The sequence below is a fragment of the Actinokineospora spheciospongiae genome, from assembly GCF_003182415.1.
Taxonomy (GTDB): domain Bacteria; phylum Actinomycetota; class Actinomycetes; order Mycobacteriales; family Pseudonocardiaceae; genus Actinokineospora; species Actinokineospora spheciospongiae.
Genome location: NZ_QHCP01000012.1, coordinates 163754 through 183732, shown reverse-complemented (window position 1 = coordinate 183732; position 19979 = coordinate 163754). Strand labels below are relative to the sequence as shown.

The following is a 19979-nucleotide window of genomic DNA, read 5'->3' as shown; positions in this document are numbered from 1 at the left end:
GAGATGGCACAACTCCGGGAAATCCGACAGCGGATCAAGTCCGCCCAGTCGTTCAAGAAGATCTTCAAGGCGCAGGAGCTGATCGCCACCTCGCGGATCAGCCGGGCGCAGGCGCGGGTCGCGGCCGCCAAGCCGTACTCCGACGAGATCACCTCGGTGCTGACCGAGCTGGCCACCGGCGCCACCAACCTGGACTCGCCGCTGCTCGTCGAGCGGCAGCGCACCGGGCGCGCGGCGGTGCTCGTCATCACCTCCGACCGCGGTCTGTGCGGCGGCTACAACGCCAACGTGCTGCGCGCGGCCGAGGAGTTGCAGTCGCTGCTGCGCGAGCAGGGCAAGACCCCGGTGGTCTACGTGGTCGGGCGCAAGGGGCTGAACTACTACCGGTTCCGCGACCGCGAGGTCGCGGGGAGCTGGACCGGGTTCTCCGAGGCGCCCGGCTACCAGCACGCGGCGGAAGCGGGGTCGACCCTGGTCAGCGCCTTCCTCAGCGGCGCGGACGACGAGGGCGACCGGCCGGGTCCGGACGGGGTCCTCGGCGTGGACGAGCTGCACGTCGTCTACACCGAGTTCGTGTCGATGCTGTCGCAGAAGCCGGTCGCCACGCGCGTCGCGCCGCTGGAGGTCGAGTACTCGGAGCAGACGCTGACCTCGGCGTACTCGTTCGAGCCCAGCGCCGAGGTGCTCCTCGGCAACCTGCTCCCGAAGTACATCAACACGCGGATCTTCGCGGCGCTGCTGGAGTCGGCGGCGTCGGAGTCGGCCGCCCGGCGGACGGCCATGAAGGCCGCCACCGACAACGCCGACGAGCTCGTCCGCAGCTTCACCCGCGTTGCCAACCAGGTCCGCCAGGCGCAGATCACGCAGGAGATCAGCGAGATCGTCGGTGGCGTAGAGGCGCTCTCTGCCGCAGGAAGTGATGAATAGCCATGACCGCTGTCCAGGAACCCACCACCAGCACCGCCACCGGTCGCGTGGTCCGCGTCATCGGCCCCGTGGTCGACGTCGAGTTCCCGCGTGACTCGGTGCCGGACCTCTACAACGCCCTGACCGTCAAGGTCGAGCTCGAGGCGCTGAAGAAGACCATCACCCTCGAGGTCGCCCAGCACCTCGGCGACAACCTGGTGCGCTGCATCTCCATGGCGCCGCAGGACGGCCTGGTGCGCGGCGCCCCCGTCACCGACACCGGCGCGGCCATCTCGGTCCCGGTCGGCGACGCCGTCAAGGGCCACGTGTTCAACGCGCTCGGCGAGTGCCTGGACAAGCCCGGGCACGCCGCGGACGCCGAGAAGTGGCGCATCCACCGCCGTCCCCCGGCGTTCGACCAGCTCGAGGGTCGGACCAAGATGCTGGAGACCGGCGTCAAGGTCATCGACCTGCTGACCCCGTACGTCGAGGGCGGCAAGATCGGCCTGTTCGGCGGCGCGGGCGTGGGCAAGACGGTGCTCATCCAGGAGATGATCACCCGCATCGCCCGCAACTTCGGTGGCACCTCGGTGTTCGCCGGGGTCGGCGAGCGCACCCGCGAGGGCACCGACCTCTTCCTGGAGATGGAGGAGATGGGTGTCCTCCCGGACACCGCGCTGGTCTTCGGCCAGATGGACGAGCCGCCGGGCACCCGGATGCGCGTCGCGCTGTCCGCGCTGACCATGGCGGAGTACTTCCGCGACGTCCAGAACCAGGACGTGCTGCTGTTCATCGACAACATCTTCCGGTTCACCCAGGCCGGTTCGGAGGTGTCGACCCTGCTGGGCCGCATGCCGTCCGCCGTGGGCTACCAGCCGACGCTGGCCGACGAGATGGGTGAGCTGCAGGAGCGGATCACCTCGACCCGCGGTCGCTCGATCACCTCGATGCAGGCGATCTACGTCCCCGCGGACGACTACACCGACCCGGCGCCCGCCACCACCTTCGCCCACCTGGACGCGACGACGGAACTCTCCCGTCCGATCTCCCAGAAGGGCATCTACCCGGCGGTCGACCCGCTGACCTCGTCCTCCCGAATCCTCGACCCCGGCGTGGTCGGCGAGGAGCACTACCGGGTGGCCCAGGAGGTCAAGCGCATCCTGCAGAAGTACAAGGAGCTGCAGGACATCATCGCCATCCTCGGCATGGACGAGCTGTCCGAAGAGGACAAGGTGACGGTCAACCGCGCCCGGCGCATCGAGCGCTTCCTGTCGCAGAACTTCTTCGTCGCGGAGAAGTTCACCGGCGACGTGGGCTCGTTCGTGAAGCTCTCGGACACCATCGAGGCCTTCGACAAGGTCGCCAAGGGCGAGTACGACCACGTCCCGGAGCAGGCCTTCCTGTCGATCGGTGGCCTCGACGACCTCGAGCGCCGCTACCACGAGCTGACCGGCAAGAAGAAGTAGTACCGCCACAGCGCACGAGAGGGGCCGGTGTCCACACGGACACCGGCCCCTCGTGCTGTTCTCAGAAGACGATGACCCGGGGGGCCGCACTGCCGCCGCTGAATTCGAGCGCGGTCGCGGTCATCGGGACGATCGCCGCGCCCACCCCCGCCTCGACCCAGGGCCCCGCCCCGGTGCGGTGGCGCAGCCGGGCCCCCGGCCGGGCGACGAGCCTGCCCAGGCCGCCCGGGAGCACCTGGTCGACGAACAGTGTCTCCTGGTCCAGCGAGGGTGCTCCCAGGCAGGTCATCCAGTCGACCACCCCGGCTCGGTCGACGATCATCACGTACACGCGGGTGCCCACGCCGGACTGCTGGAGCACGAAGCTGCGCAGCACCCGGCCGTCCGGCAGGTCGGCCACGGCCTGCCAGCGGAAGTCCTCCCCGTACCCGAGCGGGTCGATGATGCCCGCCTGCCGCAGCGAGTCGACGGCATCCGCGCCGAGCAACGGCTCGGTGGTGCCCCCCACCAGGGCAGGGGGGCCGTCGTAGGGGCGCAGGTCTGCGGTGATCCCGTACAGGTGGCTCCGCTGCCCGGCGAAGGTCGAGTTGTGGCTGTACTCGGAGGTTGCCACGGCGTCGATCGGTTGCGACAGGTCGGGTGAGCCGGAAAGCCGGGCACCGGAGGTGCCGGACGGTTCGGGCAGGGTGGCGAACGCCATGCCGTCGAGGTCGGTCATCGGGGTCCACGTCCGGGTGCCGCGACCGTCCGCGCCGACGTCGAACCTGGCCGAGGAGTAGGCGGTGCCGCCCAGTGCCAGGGCGTTGAGGTTCCCGATGCCGAACAGGAACCCGATCCGCTCGCCCCGGGCGAGCCCGCCGGGCGGCACGTCCTGGATGACGATCGGCTCGTCGCCGTGCAGCAGGCCGAGGGCCGGGGAGACGGCGGGGGAGGGGCCCGGCTGGTCGACCAGCGCCATGCGGCCCTCAGGGGTGGTGCCCGCCCAGTAGACGTGCGGTTCCCCGGTGAGGGCGCTGAGGAGGTCCCTGTTGGGTGAGGTCGGGATCTTCTGCCGCCACGCGGCGAGCACCTTCGCCAGGTACGCCTGGTCGCCCGCCAGGTCGCCCCGAGTCGGGCCGTCGAAGCTGATGGGGGCGGGGGCGGCGACAGGTGGTCGGGCCGGTGCCTGTTCGGGGCGCCCGCCGGTCGACCAGGCGACGGCTCCGGCGGTCAGGGCGACCACCAGGACCGCCGTGCCGCCCGCCAGGGTGCGCCTGTGCCGAGTCCTGGCGCGGTGGGCGCCGCGCAGCACGTCGTCGGTGAAGCTCGGGCGGGGGCGCACGTCTTCGGTGGCCGCGCGCAGGGCGGTGGTCAGGTCTTCGGTGTCCACGATCAGCTCCTCACCGGTGTGTCGAGCAGGGTGCGCAGGCGCTCCAGGCCGCGCGAGGTCTGGCTCTTGACCGTGCCGACGCCGCAGCCCAGGGCGGCGGCGGTGTCGGCTTCGGACAGGTCGTCGAAGAAGCGCAGGACCAGCACCGCGCGCATCCGCGGTGGCAGCCCGCCAAGGGCCGTGGCCACCCGGTCGCGGTCGGCGAGGCGGGCGGCCTCGTCGGTCCACGTGCCCGGGTCGGCGGCCCGCTCCAGCGGTGCCTCCGGCACCCGGCGGGAGCGGGTGCGCCAGCGGTTGGCCGCCGCGTTGGCCAGGCCCGCGCGGACGTAGGGCTCCAGGCCGCCGCGCACCCGGCCGCGTTTGCGGTAGGTGCGTTCGAGGACGTCTTGCAGCAGGTCTTCGGCCGCGCCCCGGTCCCCGCCGCAGAGCAGGTAGGCCGTGCGCAGCAGGGCCGTGGCCCGGTTCGCCACGAAGTCGGTGAACTCGTCCGGTTCGATCGCCGTCACCCCCAGGGGTTCGTTCTGCACCACTGTGCCCAGTGACACCGGGCTGACTGGGGAGGTTGCGCCGGTTCCGACTAGACTGTGCGGTAACCGCGAGCCGAAGGAGATACGCGTGGCTGAGATGTCCGTCCAGCTGGTCGCCGTGGAACGACGCCTGTGGTCGGGCACCGGCACGTTCGTGTCCGCCCAGACCCTCGAGGGTGAGATCGGCATCCTGCCCGGCCACGAGCCCGTCCTCGGCCAGCTCATCGAGGGCGGCGTGGTGAAGATCAGGACCGCCGAGGGCGAAACCATCGTCGCCGCCGTGCACGGCGGGTTCCTCTCGGTGACCGCCGAGGCGGTCAGCATCCTGGCCGAGTCGGCCGAGCTGTCCACCGAGATCGACGTGAACGCGGCCCGCTCGGCGCTCAACGCCGACGACGGGGAAGCCCGGACCAGGGCGGCTGCCCAGCTCCGCGCCGCCGAGCAGTCGGCCTGATGACGGCCTAGGGGCGGGGGCGGCCGGTGGACATCAGCGATGTGGTCGTCGTCGTCCTGGCCGCCGTCCTGCTCCTGCTGCTCCTGCTCGTCTACCGCCGCCTGCGGCTGCTGCGCTCCGGCGGCATCCACGTGGCCATGCGCGTGCGCATCGACGACTCCGGCAAGGGCTGGCACCTGGGTGTGGGCCGCTACCAGGGCGACGAGTTCGCCTGGTTCCGCGCGCTGAGCCTGCGCGCGGGCCCCGACCGGGTGATCAGCCGCGAGGGCCTGGAGATCGCCGCGCGCCGCGACCCCGGGCGCGCCGAGACCCCGAACATGCCGCAGGGCTCCCGGGTGCTGCGCTTCGACACCCCGCCGGGCTCACCGACCCCCGCCTTCGAGATCGCGATGAGCACCGACACGCTCACCGGGTTCCTGTCCTGGCTGGAGAGCGCCCCACCCGGCCGCCGCCTGCCCTGGGCCTCCTGATCCACCACTGAGCCCGGACCCGCGAGCGGGTCCGGGCTCAGTGGTCTGCGGGGGTCAGGCGTTCTGGCCGGGCTGCCAGAGCACGTCGCCGTCCGGGTTCGCCACCCGGCCCAGCACGAACAGCAGGTCGGACAGGCGGTTGAGGTACTTGGCGGCCAATATGTTGGTGCGCTCGCCGTCCTCCTCGATGAGCAGCCAGGCGCTGCGCTCGGCGCGGCGGGTCACCGTGCGCGCCACGTGCAGCAGGGCCGCGCCGGGGGTGCCGCCGGGGAGGATGAACGAGTTCAGCTTGCCCAGGCGGCCGTTGAAGTCGTCGATCCAGCCCTCGAGCCGGGTGATGTAGGGCTCGGTGATCCGCAGCGCCGGGTACGGCGGGTCGGGGACGATCGGGGCGCACAGGTCGGCGCCGACGTCGAACAGGTCGTTCTGCACCGAGCGCAGCACGTCGGCCAGTTCGCCGGTCAGCGCGCCCAGGGCGACCGCGACCCCGATGGCCGAGTTGGCCTCGTCCACGTCGGCGTAGGCACCCAGCCGGGCCGACGTCTTCGGGACCCGGGAACCGTCGCCGAGCGCGGTCGTGCCGTTGTCGCCGACCTTGGTGTACACCCGCGTGATGTGGACCGACATGCCCCCACCCTAGCCGGCCGCGGCCCCCCGACCGGTGTGAGAGCGGACTCCGCATCACCCACCCGCCTCGCCCCCGGGCGGGCGGGGCATCATTGCCCCCGTGACAGAGCACTTCCAGGTCCGCGGCGGCGCCCGGCTCGTCGGCGAGGTCGACGTCGTCGGCGCGAAGAACAGCGTGCTCAAGCTCATGGCGGCGGCACTGCTGGCCGAGGGCACCACCACGATCACCAACTGCCCGCAGATCCTCGACGTCCCGCTGATGGGCGACGTGCTGCGCAGCCTCGGCTGCCAGGTCGACCTCGACGGCGACACCGCGGTCATCACCACCCCGGCCGAGCTGAACCACCGCGCCGACTCGGCGTCGATGGGCAAGCTGCGCGCCTCGGTGTGCGTGCTCGGGCCGCTGGTGGGCCGGTGCAAGCGGGCGGTGGTGGCGCTGCCCGGCGGGGACGCGATCGGCTCGCGCCCGCTGGACATGCACCAGAACGGGCTGCGCCAACTCGGCGCCACCAGCGAGATCGAACACGGCTGCGTGGTCGCCGAGGCCGAGGGCCTGCACGGCGCGCAGATCTGGCTGGACTTCCCCAGCGTCGGCGCCACCGAGAACATCCTGATGGCCGCCGTCCTCGCCGACGGCACCACGGTGATCGACAACGCCGCGCGCGAGCCGGAGATCGTCGACCTGTGCCTGATGCTGCAGCAGATGGGCGCCAAGGTCGAGGGCGCAGGCACCTCCACGCTCACCGTGCACGGCGTGACCTCGCTGCAACCCACCACGCACCGGGTGGTCGGCGACCGCATCGTCGGCGCCACCTGGGCCTTCGCCGCCGCCATGACCCGCGGCGACATCACCGTGCGCGGGGTCGACCCGCACCACCTCGACCTGGTGCTGGAGAAGCTGCGCACCGCGGGCGCGGAGATCACCACCGAGACCGACGGCTTCCGCGTGGTGCAGCGCGACCGGCCCGGCGCGGTCGACTTCGTGACCCTGCCCTACCCGGGCTTCGCCACCGACCTGCAACCGTTCGCCATCGCGCTGACCGCCATCGCCGACGGCACCTCGATGATCACCGAGAACCTGTTCGAGGCCCGCTTCCGGTTCGTCGAGGAAATGGTCCGCCTCGGCGCCGACGCCCGCACCGACGGCCACCACGCCGTCGTCCGCGGCGTCCCCCGGCTCTCCAGCGCCCCGGTGTGGGCCAGCGACATCCGCGCGGGGGTGGGGTTGGTCCTGGCGGGGTTGTGCGCTGACGGGGTCACCGAGGTGTGGGACGTGTTCCACATCGACCGCGGCTACCCGATGTTCGTGGAGAACATGCAGCGCTTGGGCGCTGACGTGCACCGAGTCGACGCTGAGCCCGAGCGCGCGCTCTGACCTGTTGCGTGTTCTTTGAAGCCCGGGGCTTTGGGTGCCCGGGTGGATGTGCTTGGCCGGGCCTGTGTCCCGCAAAGCCCGGTCGTTTGGTGGGTGTGCCCGGGTGGGTGGATGTGTTTGGCCGGGGCCCCTATGGCGATCATGTGCTCCAGTGTGACCGGGTGGGGCTGAAAAGATGCCCCACCGCCCAGGCAGGCTGTCACATGATCGCCACCCCCGGCCAAACACATCCACCCACCCGGGCAGGGCCGTAGCCGGGGCGGCGGCTTTCGGGGTGGCCGGCCTGCGTTGAGGACCTCCACCCACCCGGGCAGTTCGCTCGCCGGGCCGGCGGTTTGTTGGGTGGCTGGTGGCTGCGCCGAGGGGGTTCGGCGTGGCTGGTGGCCGGGCAGGCGATTTCTCGGGTGGCTGGCTGGTTGTCGCTGCGCAGGCCGGGTTTCGGTGGCTGGTGGTCGGGTCTGCGGTTTGTGGGGTGGGCAGCCTGGTGCCCACCCCACGAACCGCCTGCCCGGCTGTGGCCGTTGTTCAGCGGAATTCGGCCACTGTGGACAGTCGGAGCCAGGCGTCGACCCAGGTGGTCGGTTCCGGGCGGTCGGCGAAGGTTCGCACGGTTGTGGCGCAGCGGTGCAGGCCCACCCTGGTCAGCCCCGCCGCGGCAGAGGTGAGGCGGTCGGCGTGGGAGGGTGACGGGTGCTCCAGGCCGCGGTGGGCGGCCTCGGCGAGGGTGGTCAGGCCGACGTCGAGGGCGTGGCTCAGCGGGTCGGATTCCGGTGCGGACACCGTGGACAGGTCGGCCCGGCGCGTGCTGGGGGCCAGGTCCAGCACCACGACCCCGGCCGCGGTGCGCACGGCTATCGGGTCGACCAGCAACGTTCCGCCGACCCGGCGGACCGTGCCGCTCACCGCCACGACCCCCTCGGCCAGTGCCTCCGCCAGTGCGTCCAGCGCGCCCGGGCACACCCCGCTGTAGTCGCACGACAGCACCGCGGTGGCACCGGCGGAGTCGGCGACCTCGGCGGTCAGCCGCTGTGCGCCCGGCTGGTAGGACACCCAGCGCACCTCGGCGACCGGCAGCACCCGGACGAACTCCGCGGCCACCCTGGGCCGCACGCACCACGGCGGCAGCCCGGCCAGTTCCGCCGACAGCGCCGCGTACGACGACGCCCGCACCGACGGTGGCAGCCCGTCCCAGGCGTCGCCCAGGCGGGTCACCGCCGTCTTGGCCACCCCGCCCTGGGTGATGCGGACCTCCCGGCCCGCGCTGCGGGTGGCGGACTCGCTGACCAGGTTCGCCGCGGCCAGCGCGCTCAGCGGGGACCCGACGACCCGCCTGGCCGCCAGGTCCGGTCCGGTGGCCGTCTCCTCGGTCTCCCACTCGCGGCGCAGCACCAGGACCGTGCCGCTGACCGGGTCGGCCAGGTACACCTCGGCGGTGCGGGTGGTCTCCGCGCCGGTGACCCGGCAGCCCAGGCCGACCAGCCGCACCCGGCGCAGCGGGGTGCTGGCGCGTTCCTCGGTGCCGAGCACCCGTGAGCGCAGGCTGGCCCCGCCCGCGGTGACCGCGCGGTGCCGGGCGTGGGTCTCGGCGAGCAGCGCGGCGACGCGGTTCGCGCGGTAGCCCGCCGAGCGCTCGGTGTACGCGGCGAGCTGCGCCGACAGGTCCTCCAGCACCGCCACCGGCCAGCGCAGGTTGCGGGTTTCCAGGTCCTCGGCGGTGCGGCGGACCGCGGCGGCCAGCACCGGGCCCGCGCCGGTGGCGCCCGCGCGGAGCACGTCGTCCACCACGGCCAGGGCGGCGTCCAGGCCGGAGCCCGCGGCGGCGGCCCGGTCGCCGCCGACGTCGATGCGCTGCTCGGGGGCTCCCGGGTCGCGCTCGTCGGCGGCGCGGAACGCCCACACCGCCAGCACGGCGTACTCGTCGCGGCGGGCCGCGGTGGCGTCGGTGTCGAGGTAGCCCAGTTCGCCGGGGACGAGGAAGCGCACGGTGCACGCGGCCAGCTCCACGCTCGCCGGGGTGGTGCCGGTCGGGCGCCGGACCAGGGCCGGGTAGCCCGCGCGCAGGGCCTTGCGGGCGGCGGCGAGGGTCCGGGCGCTGAACGCGGCGGCCAGCTCCTCGTCGGTGAACGCGCCCGGCGACCACGGCACCGCCTCCGCCGCCGTCGCGGTGTCCTCAGCCGGTGTCGTGCTCTCGGCTGCCGCGGCGGTGCGCTGGTAGGCGAGGACCAGCCCGACCCGGTGCCTGCACACCCCGGGCGCCGCGCACGAGCAGGTGCCCGTGGCCAGCCCGGCCCCCGGGGGCAGGACGGAGGTGACGCCGTCCGGGAACACCCCGCGCACGGTGCCGTCGGCCTCGGCGGTCACCTCCGGCAGCACCCCGGCGTCGATGTCCTTGGCGGCGCGCTTGACCAGGCCCCGGTTGGCCAGCGCGGCCAGCGCGTCCGGGGTCAGCGCAAGCAGGTCGGCGCGGCTCACCGGCCGAGCCGTTCGGCGACGAACTCGGCGAGCTGACCCGGGGTCATCGCGCCCACGTGCGCGCCCACGTCGGCCAGCCGCTGCGCGGTCGACCGGTCGTAGTTGGGGGTGGCGTCCGCGTCGAGTGCGGCCAGGCCGAGCACCTCCGTGCCCTGCTGGCACAGCTCCCGCACCTGTCGCACCAGCGCGGACTCGTCGCCGCCCTCGTAGAAGTCGGAGATCAGCACCACGATCGACCGGCGCGGCGCGGTGATCAGCCCGGCCCCGTACCGCACCGCCTTGGCGATGTCGGTGCCGCCGCCGAGCTGCACCTTCATCAGCAGCTCCACCGGGTCGGTGACGTCGGCGGTCAGGTCGACCACCGAGGTGTCGAAGGCGACCAGGTGCGTGCGCAGCCCGGGCAGCCCCCACAGGCAGGCGGCGGTGACCGCGGAGTGGATCACCGAGTCGACCATCGAGCCGGACTGGTCGACCAGCAGCACCAGTTGCCACTGCTCGACGTGCCTGCGCGAGCGCGAGTGGAACCGGGGCCGCTCGATCGCCACCCGCCGCTCGTCCGGCCGGTAGTGCGCCAGGTTGGCCTTGATGGTGCCGCGGAAGTCGAAGTTGCGGGCCAGCCTGGTGTTGCTGGGCTTGCGGACCCGGGTGCCGCTGAAGCTGGTCCGCACCTCCGTGCGCAGCTTCTCCATCAGCTCCCGCACCACCTGCTCGACGATCCGCCGGGCCAGGGCGAGCACCTGCGGGTTCATCAGGTGCTTGGTGCGCAGCACCGCCCGCAGCAGCGCCGGGTTCGGCTCGACCCTGGCCAGCACCTCCGGGTCGGTGACGATGTCGTCGATCTCGTAGCGCTCCACCGCGTCGCGTTCGAGCCGCTCGATGGTCTCCCGGGGGAACAGCCGGTGGATGTCGTCGAGCCAGTCGAGGGTGGTCAGCTCGGACGCGCCGCTGCCCCCGGTGCGCACCCCCCGCTTGCCCAGCTCGGTGTCGCGGCCGTAGAGCCAGTCCAGCGCCGCATCCCGGGCGCGTGCCTCGGCGCCCAACCCGTCGGGGGTGCACTCCTGCGCGGGCTCGCCGAGCACGAGCCGCCAGCGCTCCAGGGCGGGGTCCGGCTCAGTCATGGGTCCCCTCCGGGGTTTCCGGTGTGCTCCGCGGCAGCAGTCCCTCGCCGACCAGCAGGTCCTCGACGCGGGACTCCAGGGCGGCGGCCTCGGCGGCCAGCACCGGGTCGACGGTGGTGCGCAGCAGCGCGCGGGCCGAGCGGCGCAGGCCGCGGCGGGCCAGCAGGCCGTGCGCGATGGTCTCCCGCTCGGCGGGTGGGAAGAAGGCGAACGCCTGGCGCAGCGCGGGCAGCGCCACCAGGAAGTCGTCGTCGCCCAGGTCGGCGACGTGCCCGTCCAGGGTGGCCAGCACCGACTCGTCGGCCAGCACCTCCTCGCGGGCCAGCGCGAACAGCCCGGCCAGCCAGTCGCCCATCCGGTTCGGCGCGGTCGGCACGTGCACCTCGCCGGGGGCGCCGAGCGCCCAGCTCAGCCCCAGCCCGGCACCGGCCAGGTCCGGGGGCACGTCCGCGCGGGTGGCGATCCGCTGCGCCACCCCCAGCACGTCGACCAGCCGCACGCCCACCACGGGTTCGGCGTGCCGCAGGGCGTCGCGCAGCGCGGCCAGGGCGTGCAGCCGGGGCACGTCCGCCGGGCCGGTGCCGCCGTGGGTGCCCTCGGCCAGCCACAGCACCCTGGTCGCCGCCGCGTCGATCACCTCGGCCAGCACCGGGCTGCCCGCGCTGCCCAGCAGCCGGTCGTGGCGCCACAGCCCGAGCACGGTGCCCAGCGCCGCGCCGACCGCGCCCAGGTCCGACGCCGTCGCCACGCGGTCGGCGATGCGCTCGCCGAGGTCGGACGACAGCGCGTCCACCCCGCACAGCGCGGTGTCGTAGAGCGCGGCGGCCAGCTCGGCGACCCCGGTGTCGGGGTCGGTCACCCGGCGCCGGATCAGCACCGCGGCGGCGTCGGGCAGGGTGGCGCCGTACGCGGCGGCCTCGATCAGCGCGGGCAGCCGCAGGTCCGTCTCGGTCAGCTCCCACACCTCGGCCGAGGTCGGGTCGGCGCCGCCGGTCGGCCCGCTCGTGCGCCGCACACCGGGGATGCCCAGCACGCGCAGCCGGTGCAGCACCCGGCTGCGCCGCAGGTCGCGTTCGCCGGTCAGGTCGAGCGTCACCCGGCCCGCGCGGTCGAGGGCCAGCGCCGCCAGCTCACCGTCCACAGCGGACAGCAGGGGTGGGGCCGGGGTGGCGTCGTGCAGCCGCCCGACGCGGTCGCCGGTCAGCGCGGCCACCATCTGCACCACCACCGGGTGTGCGCCCGGTGCGATGGTGCCGTCGGAGGTCCACGGCAGGCGCTGCTCCAGGCCGTCGGACACCAGCGCCGAGACCAGCGCGTCGAGCACGTCGGTGCGCGCCGGGTGCGGGTGCCCGCGCAGCGCGGCCAGCCCACCGGCCTGCGTGCGCGCGGCGATCAGGTCCGCTGTGGACACCCGCTGGTTGCGGTCGCGCAGCCGCGTGGCCACCGACTCCAGCAACCCCTCCGCGGCGCGCGCGGGACCGTCGGCCCACAGCCGCTCGTAGTAGCCGGGGGAGGGCAGCCCGGACTGGTAGCCCTGGAACGCGTCCAGCCGCCGGTTCGAGTACGGCACCAGGTAGCTGTCGCCCTCGCTGCCCGCAGGCGGGGTGGGCACCTCCGGCCACGCGGTCCCGCCGGTCGCCGCCAACGGGATCAGCGCGGGCCGGTGCAGCCCACCGGTGATCACCAGGACCGGCCGGTCACCCGCCGCCGCCACCGCCGCGCGCACCCAGGCGGCCATGTAGGTCTCCCGGTCGTCGTCGGCGGTGGAGATGGTGGTTTCCCCGCGCAGCACGTCGAAGTAGGTGTTCAACCGCTCGGCCAGCGCGACCGGGTCGAGGTCCGCGTGGACCTCGACCATGTGGTCCCACAGCGTGTCGCTGTTGTCCACGGCGAACTCCCGGCACAGCCGCGCGGTCACCTCGCTGTAGCGCAGTGCCCCGTCGGAGTACCGGTTGTCCCGCTCGGCGAAGGCGCTGTGCCAGGCGGGCAGGTCGATGAACCGGACCTCCGCGCCCGCCGCCCGGCCCGCCGTCAGCGCCACCCACTCCGGCGAGTGGTCGCAGAACGGGGACCACGACATCCGCGTGCCCCCCTCGGCGCGCAGGTAGCTGAACACCGCGATCGGCAGCTCGTGGCCCAGCAGCAGCTCGTCGAGCCGGTCGTTCATGTCGACCGGCCCCTCGACGAGCACGTACGCCGGGCGCAGCTCGGCGATGCGCGCCGCCACCAGCCGCGCGCACGCCGGGCTGTGGTGGCGCACGCCGATGAACTCCGCGGGCATCAGCCGGGCAGCAGGTAGCGGGCGCCGTGCAGCTCCGACCACGCCGACCCGGAGCGGCGCGGCGCCTGCTGCTCCAGGTAGCGGCGCAGCCGGGCCAGGTCCTCGGCGTCGTCCTTGGCCGCGGTGCCCGCCAGGCACGCGACGATGTCCGCCGGGGCGCCCGGCTCACGGCGCAGGAACCACCCGCGCAGCCCCACCGCGTGCGCCACCGACACCGCCTCGGCCGTGCTCATCACCGTCGAGAGCCGCTCGCCGTCGCGACCGGAGCCGCCGCGCAGGTCGCGGAAGGCGTGCACCAGCACCTCCAGCACGTCCCGGCGCTGCGGCGCCTCCACGCCGGAGCGGCGCAGCAGCGCGCCCGCCTCCTGCTCGACCAGGGCCAGCTCGGTCTTGAAGTCGGAGATGGGGAAGACCGTCTCGAAGTTGAAGCGCCGCTTGAGGGCCGCGCTCATCTCGTTGACGCCCCGGTCTCGGGTGTTGGCCGTGGCGATGACGTTGAAGCCGTCGCGGGCGAACACCATGCCGTCGCGGCCGGTCAGCTCCGGGACCGCCAGCACCCGCTCGGACAGCAGCGACAGCATCGAGTCCTGCACCTCCAGCGGGCAGCGGGTGATCTCCTCGAACCGCACCACCCGGCCCTCGGCCATCCCGCGCAGCATCGGCGCGGGCACCAGCGACCGCGGCGACGGGCCCTCCGACACCAGCAGCGCGTAGTTCCACGAGTACTTGATCTGGTCCTCGGTGGTCGCCGCGCCGCCCTGCACGGTCAGCGTGGACACCCCGCTGACCGCCGCCGCGATCAGCTCCGAGAGCAGCGACTTCGCCGTGCCCGGCTCGCCGACCAGCATCAGGCCGCGGCTGGTCGCCAGGGTCACCAGCGACCGGTCGATCAGCGACGGGTCGCCGACGAACTTGCGGCTGATCCCGCCCGCCTCGTCGCCGACGATGAACCGCCGCGCCGCGTCCATGCTCAGCCACCAGCCGGGCGGCCGGGCGCCGGTGTCGGTGGCGCGCAGCCGGTTCAGCTCGTCGGCGTAGCGCACCTCGGCGGGCGGGCGTTGCAGGTCCGCCGCGTCGATCCCGGGGCCGTCGCTGTCGGTGCCGTTGTTGTTGTCGCTCATGGGTTTTCCCGTTCGGTGCGCCGGGGTCACCGGGCGGTCAGCATGGTCAGGTCGGCGAGGAGTTCCGACGCCGCGACCGGGTCGACGTCGGCGAACGCGTGCCGCTTCTGGTGGTTGCTCCAGTAGTAGCCGGAATCGTCGGTCAACCACACCTCGGTGAGCTTCTGCTCGGGGAAGATGTCGACCGCGCCCACGGCGATGCCCGGGTCGAGGGTGGCGACCAGCACCCGGCCATCGGGCAGCGGCCGGGTGATCCACGGCTCCACGCCCCCGTCCTGCGGGGTGCCCCGCTCCCAGCCGCGGTGCACCAGCCCGAGCACCCGCCCGGTCGGCACCTCGATCCCGGTGAACCGCGCCAGCGAGGTGCCCGCCCGGTCCTCGGCGGTCAGCTCGAACACCTGCCTGCCCAACTGCGGGAACGGTTGCAGGATCTCGTAGTCGGCGAACAGCTCGCCCCACGGCTCCAGCGCCGCGCCCAGGTGCAGCGGGTGCGCCACGCCGACGGTGGCGCCCTCGGGCAGGGTCAGCGCGTTGTCCTCGACGTCGGCCAGGGTGCGGTCCTCGGCCAGCCGGAACGACCCGACCAGCTCGCCCCCCTCGTAGCGGCCCCACACCAGCCTGCGCACCAGGTGCCAGAGCAGCGGGTGGCCCGCGAAGAACTCGGTGAACTCCGCCGCCGACCACCTCCGGCCTGCCACCATGGCCCGCTCCAGCCTGCGCACCTGGTCGGCGGCGACGGTCTTGACGTCCTTCTTGAGGCCGCTGAAGAGCTGGTAGGCGTGCGGGGCGAGGTCGGGGTCGTCCTTGGCGCCCGGCTTCGGCAGCACCTTGCGCCGGGTGCCGTCCGGGTCGGCCACGAACGGCTTGAGCTGCTCGTCGAAGCCGACGGTGAACCGCCGCGGCCCGTAGTCGAGGACCATGCTGCCGTCGGCGTCGAGGCCCAGGTCCGGCACCAGCCGGTCGGCCAACTGCTCGGTGGCGAGGCCGAGGGCGTCGGCGACGGCCATCATCTTCTCCTCGGCGCGCGTCTTGAGGCCCTTGAACTTGACCTTGTTCGCGATGCCGTTGAGGTGCATCAGCGCCACGTCGGTGCCGATCTCGGCGAGCACGTCCAGCCCGGCCACGGCGCGCTGGTGCCCGCCCTCGCCCGGCCACGCCCGGATCAGCGGGGCCAGCCCGCGCACCGTCTCGTCGTCGCCCACCGCGCCCAGCGCGGTGAGCACCCAGCCGTCCTTCGACGACCCACCCGCGGCCAGCCAGTGCTGGAACAGCTTCCAGGCGAACCGGGCCAGCGAACCCGGCTCCACCGCCTCGCGCACCTGGGCCAGCCCGGCGTACGGCTCACCGGGCTTGCCCAGGGCGAAGATCGTGATCAGGTCGCGGGCGGCGGACAGCGGCAGCGCCGTCGCGCGGTCGGCCAGCAGCACCTGCGGCAGCAGGCCGGGGTGGGCCCACTCGCCGACCGCAGGCAGCTTCGCCGGGAGCACCGTCAGCGGGTCGGTGGCCAGCAGCGCGGCGATGCCCCGCTCGGCCTCCGCGCCGTACTCCGCGGCCACCGCCAGCACCGCCTCCGCACCCGCCTGCCTGGTGATCTGGCGGATGACCGTCTCGGCGGCGGTCCGCTCCCGGCCCGCCTTGGCCAGCGCCGCGGGGACCAGCGGTCGCACGCTGTCGACCCCGTGCCGGGCGAAGTACGCCAGCGCCCGGGGCCGCACGGACTTGAGCCTGCTCGCCCAGTCGGCCATCAGCGCCGACACCTCGGGGCCGGTGAACGGTTGCAGCAGGTCGACCACCGCGGCGGGCTGCGTGGCGCCCACCTCGAGCAGGGCGGGGAGCGCGGTGAGGCCGAACCGGGCCGCCAGCGAGCGCCCCCAGAACTCCAGTCGCCAATAGGCCTTCGGCTCCCAGGCCCGCAACAGCGCCTCGGACCGGTCGAACGGGCCCTCGACGATCAGCGGCAGCGTCTTCCAGTCGTCGTCCCGGGTCTTCTGGTCCTCGAACTCCCTGTCCCAGTCGATGGGTGGCCAGAACGGCGAGGACAGCCCGGTCCGGTCGGACCACTGCTCCTGCTCGCCATCGGCCCAGGCGATGCCCGGCTCGCCGAGCGGCGTCAACCCGGTGACCACGACCGGCGTGGCCCGGGTGCGCGGGCGCAGCCACGGCGGGTCGGCCAGCACCGGGGGCAGGTCGGCCGGGGCCGCCTCGGGCACCCGCGCCGCCGTCGCCGCGGCGATCCCGTCCAGCACCGCGCGCGCCTTCTCCGACACCTCGACCGCGTCGACCACCGCCAGCCTGGTCAGCACGTGCGCGTTGAGCAGCGTGCCCAGCACCCCCGGCTCCCTGGTGGCCGCGACCGCCTCGGCGAGCTGCCGGGTGGCCCGGCGCGGGAACCGGCGCATGGCCTCCTGCAGGAACGGCGGCACCAGCTTGTCCCCGGCGCGGCGCACCAGGACGGCGAACGCCTCCTCGGTGGGGAAGGCGGCCAGGTGGCCCAGCATGGTGCGGCTCAGGTCCGCGCCCGCGGTGGTGATCCACTCGTCCAGCGCCGGGACCAGCGCCGGGCCCAGCGTGTCGACCAGGGTCGGCAGGGTGCGCGGCGACCGGTCCAGCGACCACGGCGACAGGTGCGGCCGAAGCCGCTCGAACTGCTCGACCGTGCCCACCGCGCTCGCCAGCAGCCGCAGCGGCGCGCCGTCGTGCCGCCCCGGCGGCGTGGCCAGCGCCTCCGCCACCCAGTCCGCCTCGGTGGGCAGCAGGTAGGCCACCACGGCCTGGCGGGCCGAGGTGTCGCGCCACCGCGCCAGGACCTCGACCGCGGCGGCGTAGTCCGCGTCGGTGGCGGTGGCCAGGGCGTGGCGGACCCGCTCGGTCAGCTCCTCGCCGGGCCAGTTCCAGGACAGGCTCCCGGGGGCGTGCCGCAGGGAGGTGTCGTGCGACGTCAACCGGCCCGTGCTCCGCGAGTTCACCCGCGCGCCCACCGACTCGAACCGGATGGCGGTGAGCTGGAGCACGGCCTCGGCGGCGAACACCGGACCCCACTCGGCCAGCCAGTGGTCGGCGAACACCGCGTACTTGGACTGGTCGGTGTAGCGCGACTCGAACCGGGCGGCGACGTACACCACGGCGGCGCCGAGCGGGCTCGGCTTGCCGGTGAGCTGCGCGTGGCCCGCGTCGTGCAGCACGGCGTCGGTCTGCGGGTGGTTGAGCAGCGCGTGGAGGGGTTCGAGCCGCTTGGCGAGGATGTCCTGGGCGGTGTCGGTGGCCTTCGGGGTGAGCTTGCGGGGTGGGCGCGCGGTGCCCCGGCGCGGCACGGCGTGCCGCAGGACCGAGGCGGTCGGGGTGAAGGTGTCCTCGTCCGGCCACGGCTCGTCCTCGGCCGGGGCGCCGTCGCCGCCACCCGGGGCGCCGGTCGGGGTGGCGTCCTGGTCGGACTGTCCCCCCTGCACCGGTGCGGCGTGGACGGTCGGTTCCCCCGCCCGCGGTGCCGTGGCCTCCGCGGGGGAGTCGGTGCCCGCCGCGCCCGCCTCCGCTGTGCCGCTGCCCGCTGTGCCGCCGCCTGCTGTGCCGCTGTCTACCGTGCCGCTGTCTGCCGTGCCTGAGCCCGCCGGGGTGCTCGCGCCCGCCTCGACGTAGCCCTTGCGCTGCTTCTCCGCGACCAGCTTGGCCAGGTGGGCGTCCGCCGCCTCGGCGGTGGCGAACCCCTTGTCCTTGGTCTGCCCGTTCGTGCCGATCCGCCCCCAGCGGACCGTGACCACCGTGCCCGCGGCGGAGCCCTCCCAGAACTTCTCCGACCCGCCGCCGACGTACTCCAACCGCCGCACTCCGCACCCCTCGCTGTCCGTTTGGCGGAAAGGTACCCGGCCGCACCGACACTTTGGGGCTGTTCGCCGGTGGCAGGTGCCATCGACCCCGAGTAGAACTGGTTCCCCGGTCCCCGAAGGGAAGAGGTCCGCAATGGGTGCTCGGCACCGAATAGGCGCACTCTCGGTAGCGGTCGTCGCCGCGACCGGAGTCGTGTTGTCCCCGGCCACGGCTTCGGCCACCCACCCCGCGCCGGGCAGGACGCCGCTGGCCACCGGCTACGGCGGCGCGGTCGTGTCCGACACGGTGGAGTCGACGCAGGCCGGGCTGGCCGTGCTGCGCCGCGGCGGCACCGCGGCCGACGCGGCGGTGGCGGTCGCGGCCACGCTCGGCGTCACCGACCCGTTCGTCGCAGGCCTCGGCGGCGGCGGTTACTTCGTGCACTACGACGCCCGCACCGGCAGGGTGTCCACAATCGACGGCCGCGAGACGACACCGCGCGCGGGCGACGACAAGATGTTCATCGACCCGGCCACCGGCCAGCCCTACCCGTTCGCCACGGCGGTCACCAGCGGCCTGTCGGTCGGCGTGCCCGGGATGCTGGCGACCTGGGAGCGGGCGCTGAAGAAGTGGGGCCGGTTCAGCCTGGCCGACACCCTGCGCCCGGCCATCGACGTCGCCGACCGCGGCTACCCGCTGACCCCGGCGCTGCGGGGCCAGATCGTCTCGAACGAGGCGCGGCTCAAGCAGTTCACCTCCTCCGTCGAGCTGTTCCTGCCGGGCGGCTCGGTGCCCGCGGTCGGCGCGGTGCTGCGCAACCCGGACCTGGCCGCCACCTACCGCGAGATCGCCCGCACCGGCACCAGGGCCTTCTACGGCGGCGCGGTCGGCCGCGACGTCGCCGAGGCCACCCAGAACCCGCCGCTGGCGCCGGACGCCACCATCACCCCGCCCAAGGGCCGGATGACCGTGGCCGACCTCAAGGCGTACAAGACCATCGACCAGGCCCCCACGCACATGCGCTACCGGGGCCTGGACGTCTACGGCATGGCCCCGTCCTCCAGCGGCGGCATCACCGTCGGCGAGGCGCTGAACATCCTGGAGACCAGCGACCTGGGCGGGCTCGACCGCACCCAGGCGCTGCACCGCTACCTGGAGGCCAGCAAGCTCGCCTTCGCCGACCGCGGCCGCTACATCGGCGACCCGAGGTTCGTCGACGTGCCCCAGCGGGCGCTGCTGTCGGACGCGTTCGCCGCCTCGCGCGCCTGCCTGATCGACCCGACCAGGGTCATCCCGGCCCCCGCCGCGCCCGGCAACCCGGCCGCGCCCGGCTCCTGCACGCCCGCCAAGGGCACCGAGGCCCCGGACAACGAGGTGCACACCAACCACTTCGTCGTCTCCGACGCCCGGGGCAACGTGGTGTCCTACACCAACACCATCGAGCAGCTCGGCGGCAGCGCCATCGTCGTCCCCGACCGCGGCTTCCTGCTCAACAACGAGCTGACCGACTTCAACTTCGCCCCCACCCAGGGCACCGCCCCCGACCCCAACCTCCCGGCCGCGGGCAAGCGGCCGCGGTCGAGCATGTCCCCGACGATCGTGCTCAAGGACGGCCGCCCCTGGCTCGCCCTGGGCTCCCCGGGCGGCTCGACCATCATCACCACGGTCCTGCAGATCCTGGTCAACCGCATCGACCTGGGCATGTCCCTGCCCGACGCGCTGGCCGCCCCCAGGGCCAGCCAGCGCAACACCGCCGCCACGACCGCCGAACCCGCGTTCATCTCCGCGGCGGGCGGCCTGACGGCGCTGGGCCACGCGTTCACCCCGCAGGCCGAGATCGGCGTCGCGGCGGCGATCGAGTTCACCGGCCACGGCAAGCTCCTCGCCGTGGGTGAGCCCACCCGGCGCGGCGGCACCTCCGCGGGGGTGGTCTTCCCGACCCGCTGACCCGCGCTGACCCGTCAGACCCGGTGCCCGGCTCCGCGTGGAGCC

General features: G+C 73.9%; 14 protein-coding genes. 6 read left to right on the top strand and 8 right to left on the bottom strand.

Annotated elements, in window-relative coordinates:
* Positions 1-3 precede the first annotated feature (3 nt).
* The gene (locus DFQ13_RS27025; protein ID WP_035279675.1) at positions 4-927 is read left to right on the top strand and encodes a F0F1 ATP synthase subunit gamma; all 924 of its coding nucleotides are present in this window, start codon (positions 4-6) and stop codon (positions 925-927) included.
* A 2-nt stretch (positions 928-929) separates the two neighbouring features.
* Entirely contained in the window at positions 930-2372 is a 1443-nt protein-coding gene (gene atpD, locus DFQ13_RS27020; protein WP_035279677.1) for a F0F1 ATP synthase subunit beta, read from the top strand.
* Positions 2373-2433: 61 nt separating this feature from the next.
* Here atpD and DFQ13_RS27015 read toward each other — a convergent pair whose 3' ends face one another.
* Positions 2434-3741, bottom strand: coding sequence for a hypothetical protein (locus tag DFQ13_RS27015; RefSeq protein WP_110081807.1), 1308 nt, complete (start codon positions 3739-3741; stop codon positions 2434-2436).
* A gap of 2 nt (positions 3742-3743) precedes the next feature.
* Positions 3744-4286: a SigE family RNA polymerase sigma factor gene (locus DFQ13_RS27010; RefSeq protein WP_233427457.1), complete on the bottom strand. Its 543-nt coding sequence runs from the start codon at positions 4284-4286 to the stop codon at positions 3744-3746.
* A 70-nt stretch (positions 4287-4356) separates the two neighbouring features.
* Between DFQ13_RS27010 and DFQ13_RS27005 the strand changes: the two genes are divergently transcribed.
* Both DFQ13_RS27005 and DFQ13_RS27000 read left to right on the top strand, forming a co-directional pair.
* Complete coding sequence (locus DFQ13_RS27005; RefSeq protein ID WP_035279679.1) at positions 4357-4722, top strand: F0F1 ATP synthase subunit epsilon; 366 nt, start codon at positions 4357-4359, stop codon at positions 4720-4722.
* A gap of 26 nt (positions 4723-4748) precedes the next feature.
* A complete protein-coding gene (locus DFQ13_RS27000) occupies positions 4749-5192 on the top strand; it encodes a DUF2550 domain-containing protein (RefSeq protein ID WP_035279681.1) in 444 nt (147 codons plus the stop codon).
* Positions 5193-5246: 54 nt separating this feature from the next.
* Here DFQ13_RS27000 and DFQ13_RS26995 read toward each other — a convergent pair whose 3' ends face one another.
* On the bottom strand, positions 5247-5819 hold the full coding sequence (locus DFQ13_RS26995; RefSeq protein WP_110081805.1) for a cob(I)yrinic acid a,c-diamide adenosyltransferase: 573 nt from the start codon (positions 5817-5819) through the stop codon (positions 5247-5249).
* A gap of 100 nt (positions 5820-5919) precedes the next feature.
* On the opposite strand from DFQ13_RS26995, the gene murA reads away from it, so the two are divergent.
* Positions 5920-7194 (top strand): UDP-N-acetylglucosamine 1-carboxyvinyltransferase, encoded by a 1275-nt coding sequence (murA, locus tag DFQ13_RS26990; RefSeq protein WP_035279684.1) that lies wholly within the window; start codon positions 5920-5922, stop codon positions 7192-7194.
* Between the two features lie 525 nt (positions 7195-7719).
* Here murA and DFQ13_RS34145 read toward each other — a convergent pair.
* From DFQ13_RS34145 to DFQ13_RS26965, 5 genes are read right to left on the bottom strand one after another with little or no spacing between them, the layout of a single operon-like run.
* Positions 7720-9666, bottom strand: coding sequence for a hypothetical protein (locus tag DFQ13_RS34145; protein WP_110081804.1), 1947 nt, complete (start codon positions 9664-9666; stop codon positions 7720-7722).
* A complete protein-coding gene (locus DFQ13_RS26980; RefSeq protein WP_110081803.1) occupies positions 9663-10784 on the bottom strand; it encodes a VWA domain-containing protein in 1122 nt (373 codons plus the stop codon). Before DFQ13_RS26980 ends, DFQ13_RS34145 begins: the two co-directional genes overlap by 4 nt.
* Positions 10777-13065 (bottom strand): DUF5682 family protein, encoded by a 2289-nt coding sequence (locus DFQ13_RS26975; protein WP_110081802.1) that lies wholly within the window; start codon positions 13063-13065, stop codon positions 10777-10779. The genes DFQ13_RS26980 and DFQ13_RS26975 overlap by 8 nt, the downstream gene beginning before the upstream one ends.
* Entirely contained in the window at positions 13065-14186 is a 1122-nt protein-coding gene (locus tag DFQ13_RS26970) for an ATP-binding protein (protein ID WP_110081801.1), read from the bottom strand. Before DFQ13_RS26970 ends, DFQ13_RS26975 begins: the two co-directional genes overlap by 1 nt.
* Before the next feature lie 26 nt (positions 14187-14212).
* Positions 14213-18007: a WGR and DUF4132 domain-containing protein gene (locus DFQ13_RS26965; protein WP_181400163.1), complete on the bottom strand. Its 3795-nt coding sequence runs from the start codon at positions 18005-18007 to the stop codon at positions 14213-14215.
* A 133-nt stretch (positions 18008-18140) separates the two neighbouring features.
* Here DFQ13_RS26965 and ggt point away from each other — a divergent pair, with 133 nt between their 5' ends.
* Positions 18141-19934 carry a gamma-glutamyltransferase gene (gene ggt / locus DFQ13_RS26960; protein ID WP_110081799.1) on the top strand — a complete coding sequence of 598 codons (1794 nt, stop codon included), beginning with the start codon at positions 18141-18143 and terminating at the stop codon, positions 19932-19934.
* The last annotated feature ends 45 nt before the right edge of the window (positions 19935-19979 follow it).

What these genes read in the sequence shown, in the direction of transcription:
- DFQ13_RS27025 (WP_035279675.1), top strand. Translation starts at nt 4, where the DNA reads ATGGCACAACTCCGGGAAATCCGACAGCGGATCAAGTCCGCCCAGTCG.
- atpD (WP_035279677.1), top strand. Translation starts at nt 930, where the DNA reads ATGACCGCTGTCCAGGAACCCACCACCAGCACCGCCACCGGTCGCGTG.
- DFQ13_RS26995 (WP_110081805.1), bottom strand. Translation starts at nt 5,819, where the DNA reads ATGTCGGTCCACATCACGCGGGTGTACACCAAGGTCGGCGACAACGGC.
- DFQ13_RS26980 (WP_110081803.1), bottom strand. Translation starts at nt 10,784, where the DNA reads ATGACTGAGCCGGACCCCGCCCTGGAGCGCTGGCGGCTCGTGCTCGGC.
- DFQ13_RS26975 (WP_110081802.1), bottom strand. Translation starts at nt 13,065, where the DNA reads ATGCCCGCGGAGTTCATCGGCGTGCGCCACCACAGCCCGGCGTGCGCG.
- DFQ13_RS26970 (WP_110081801.1), bottom strand. Translation starts at nt 14,186, where the DNA reads ATGAGCGACAACAACAACGGCACCGACAGCGACGGCCCCGGGATCGAC.
- ggt (WP_110081799.1), top strand. Translation starts at nt 18,141, where the DNA reads ATGGGTGCTCGGCACCGAATAGGCGCACTCTCGGTAGCGGTCGTCGCC.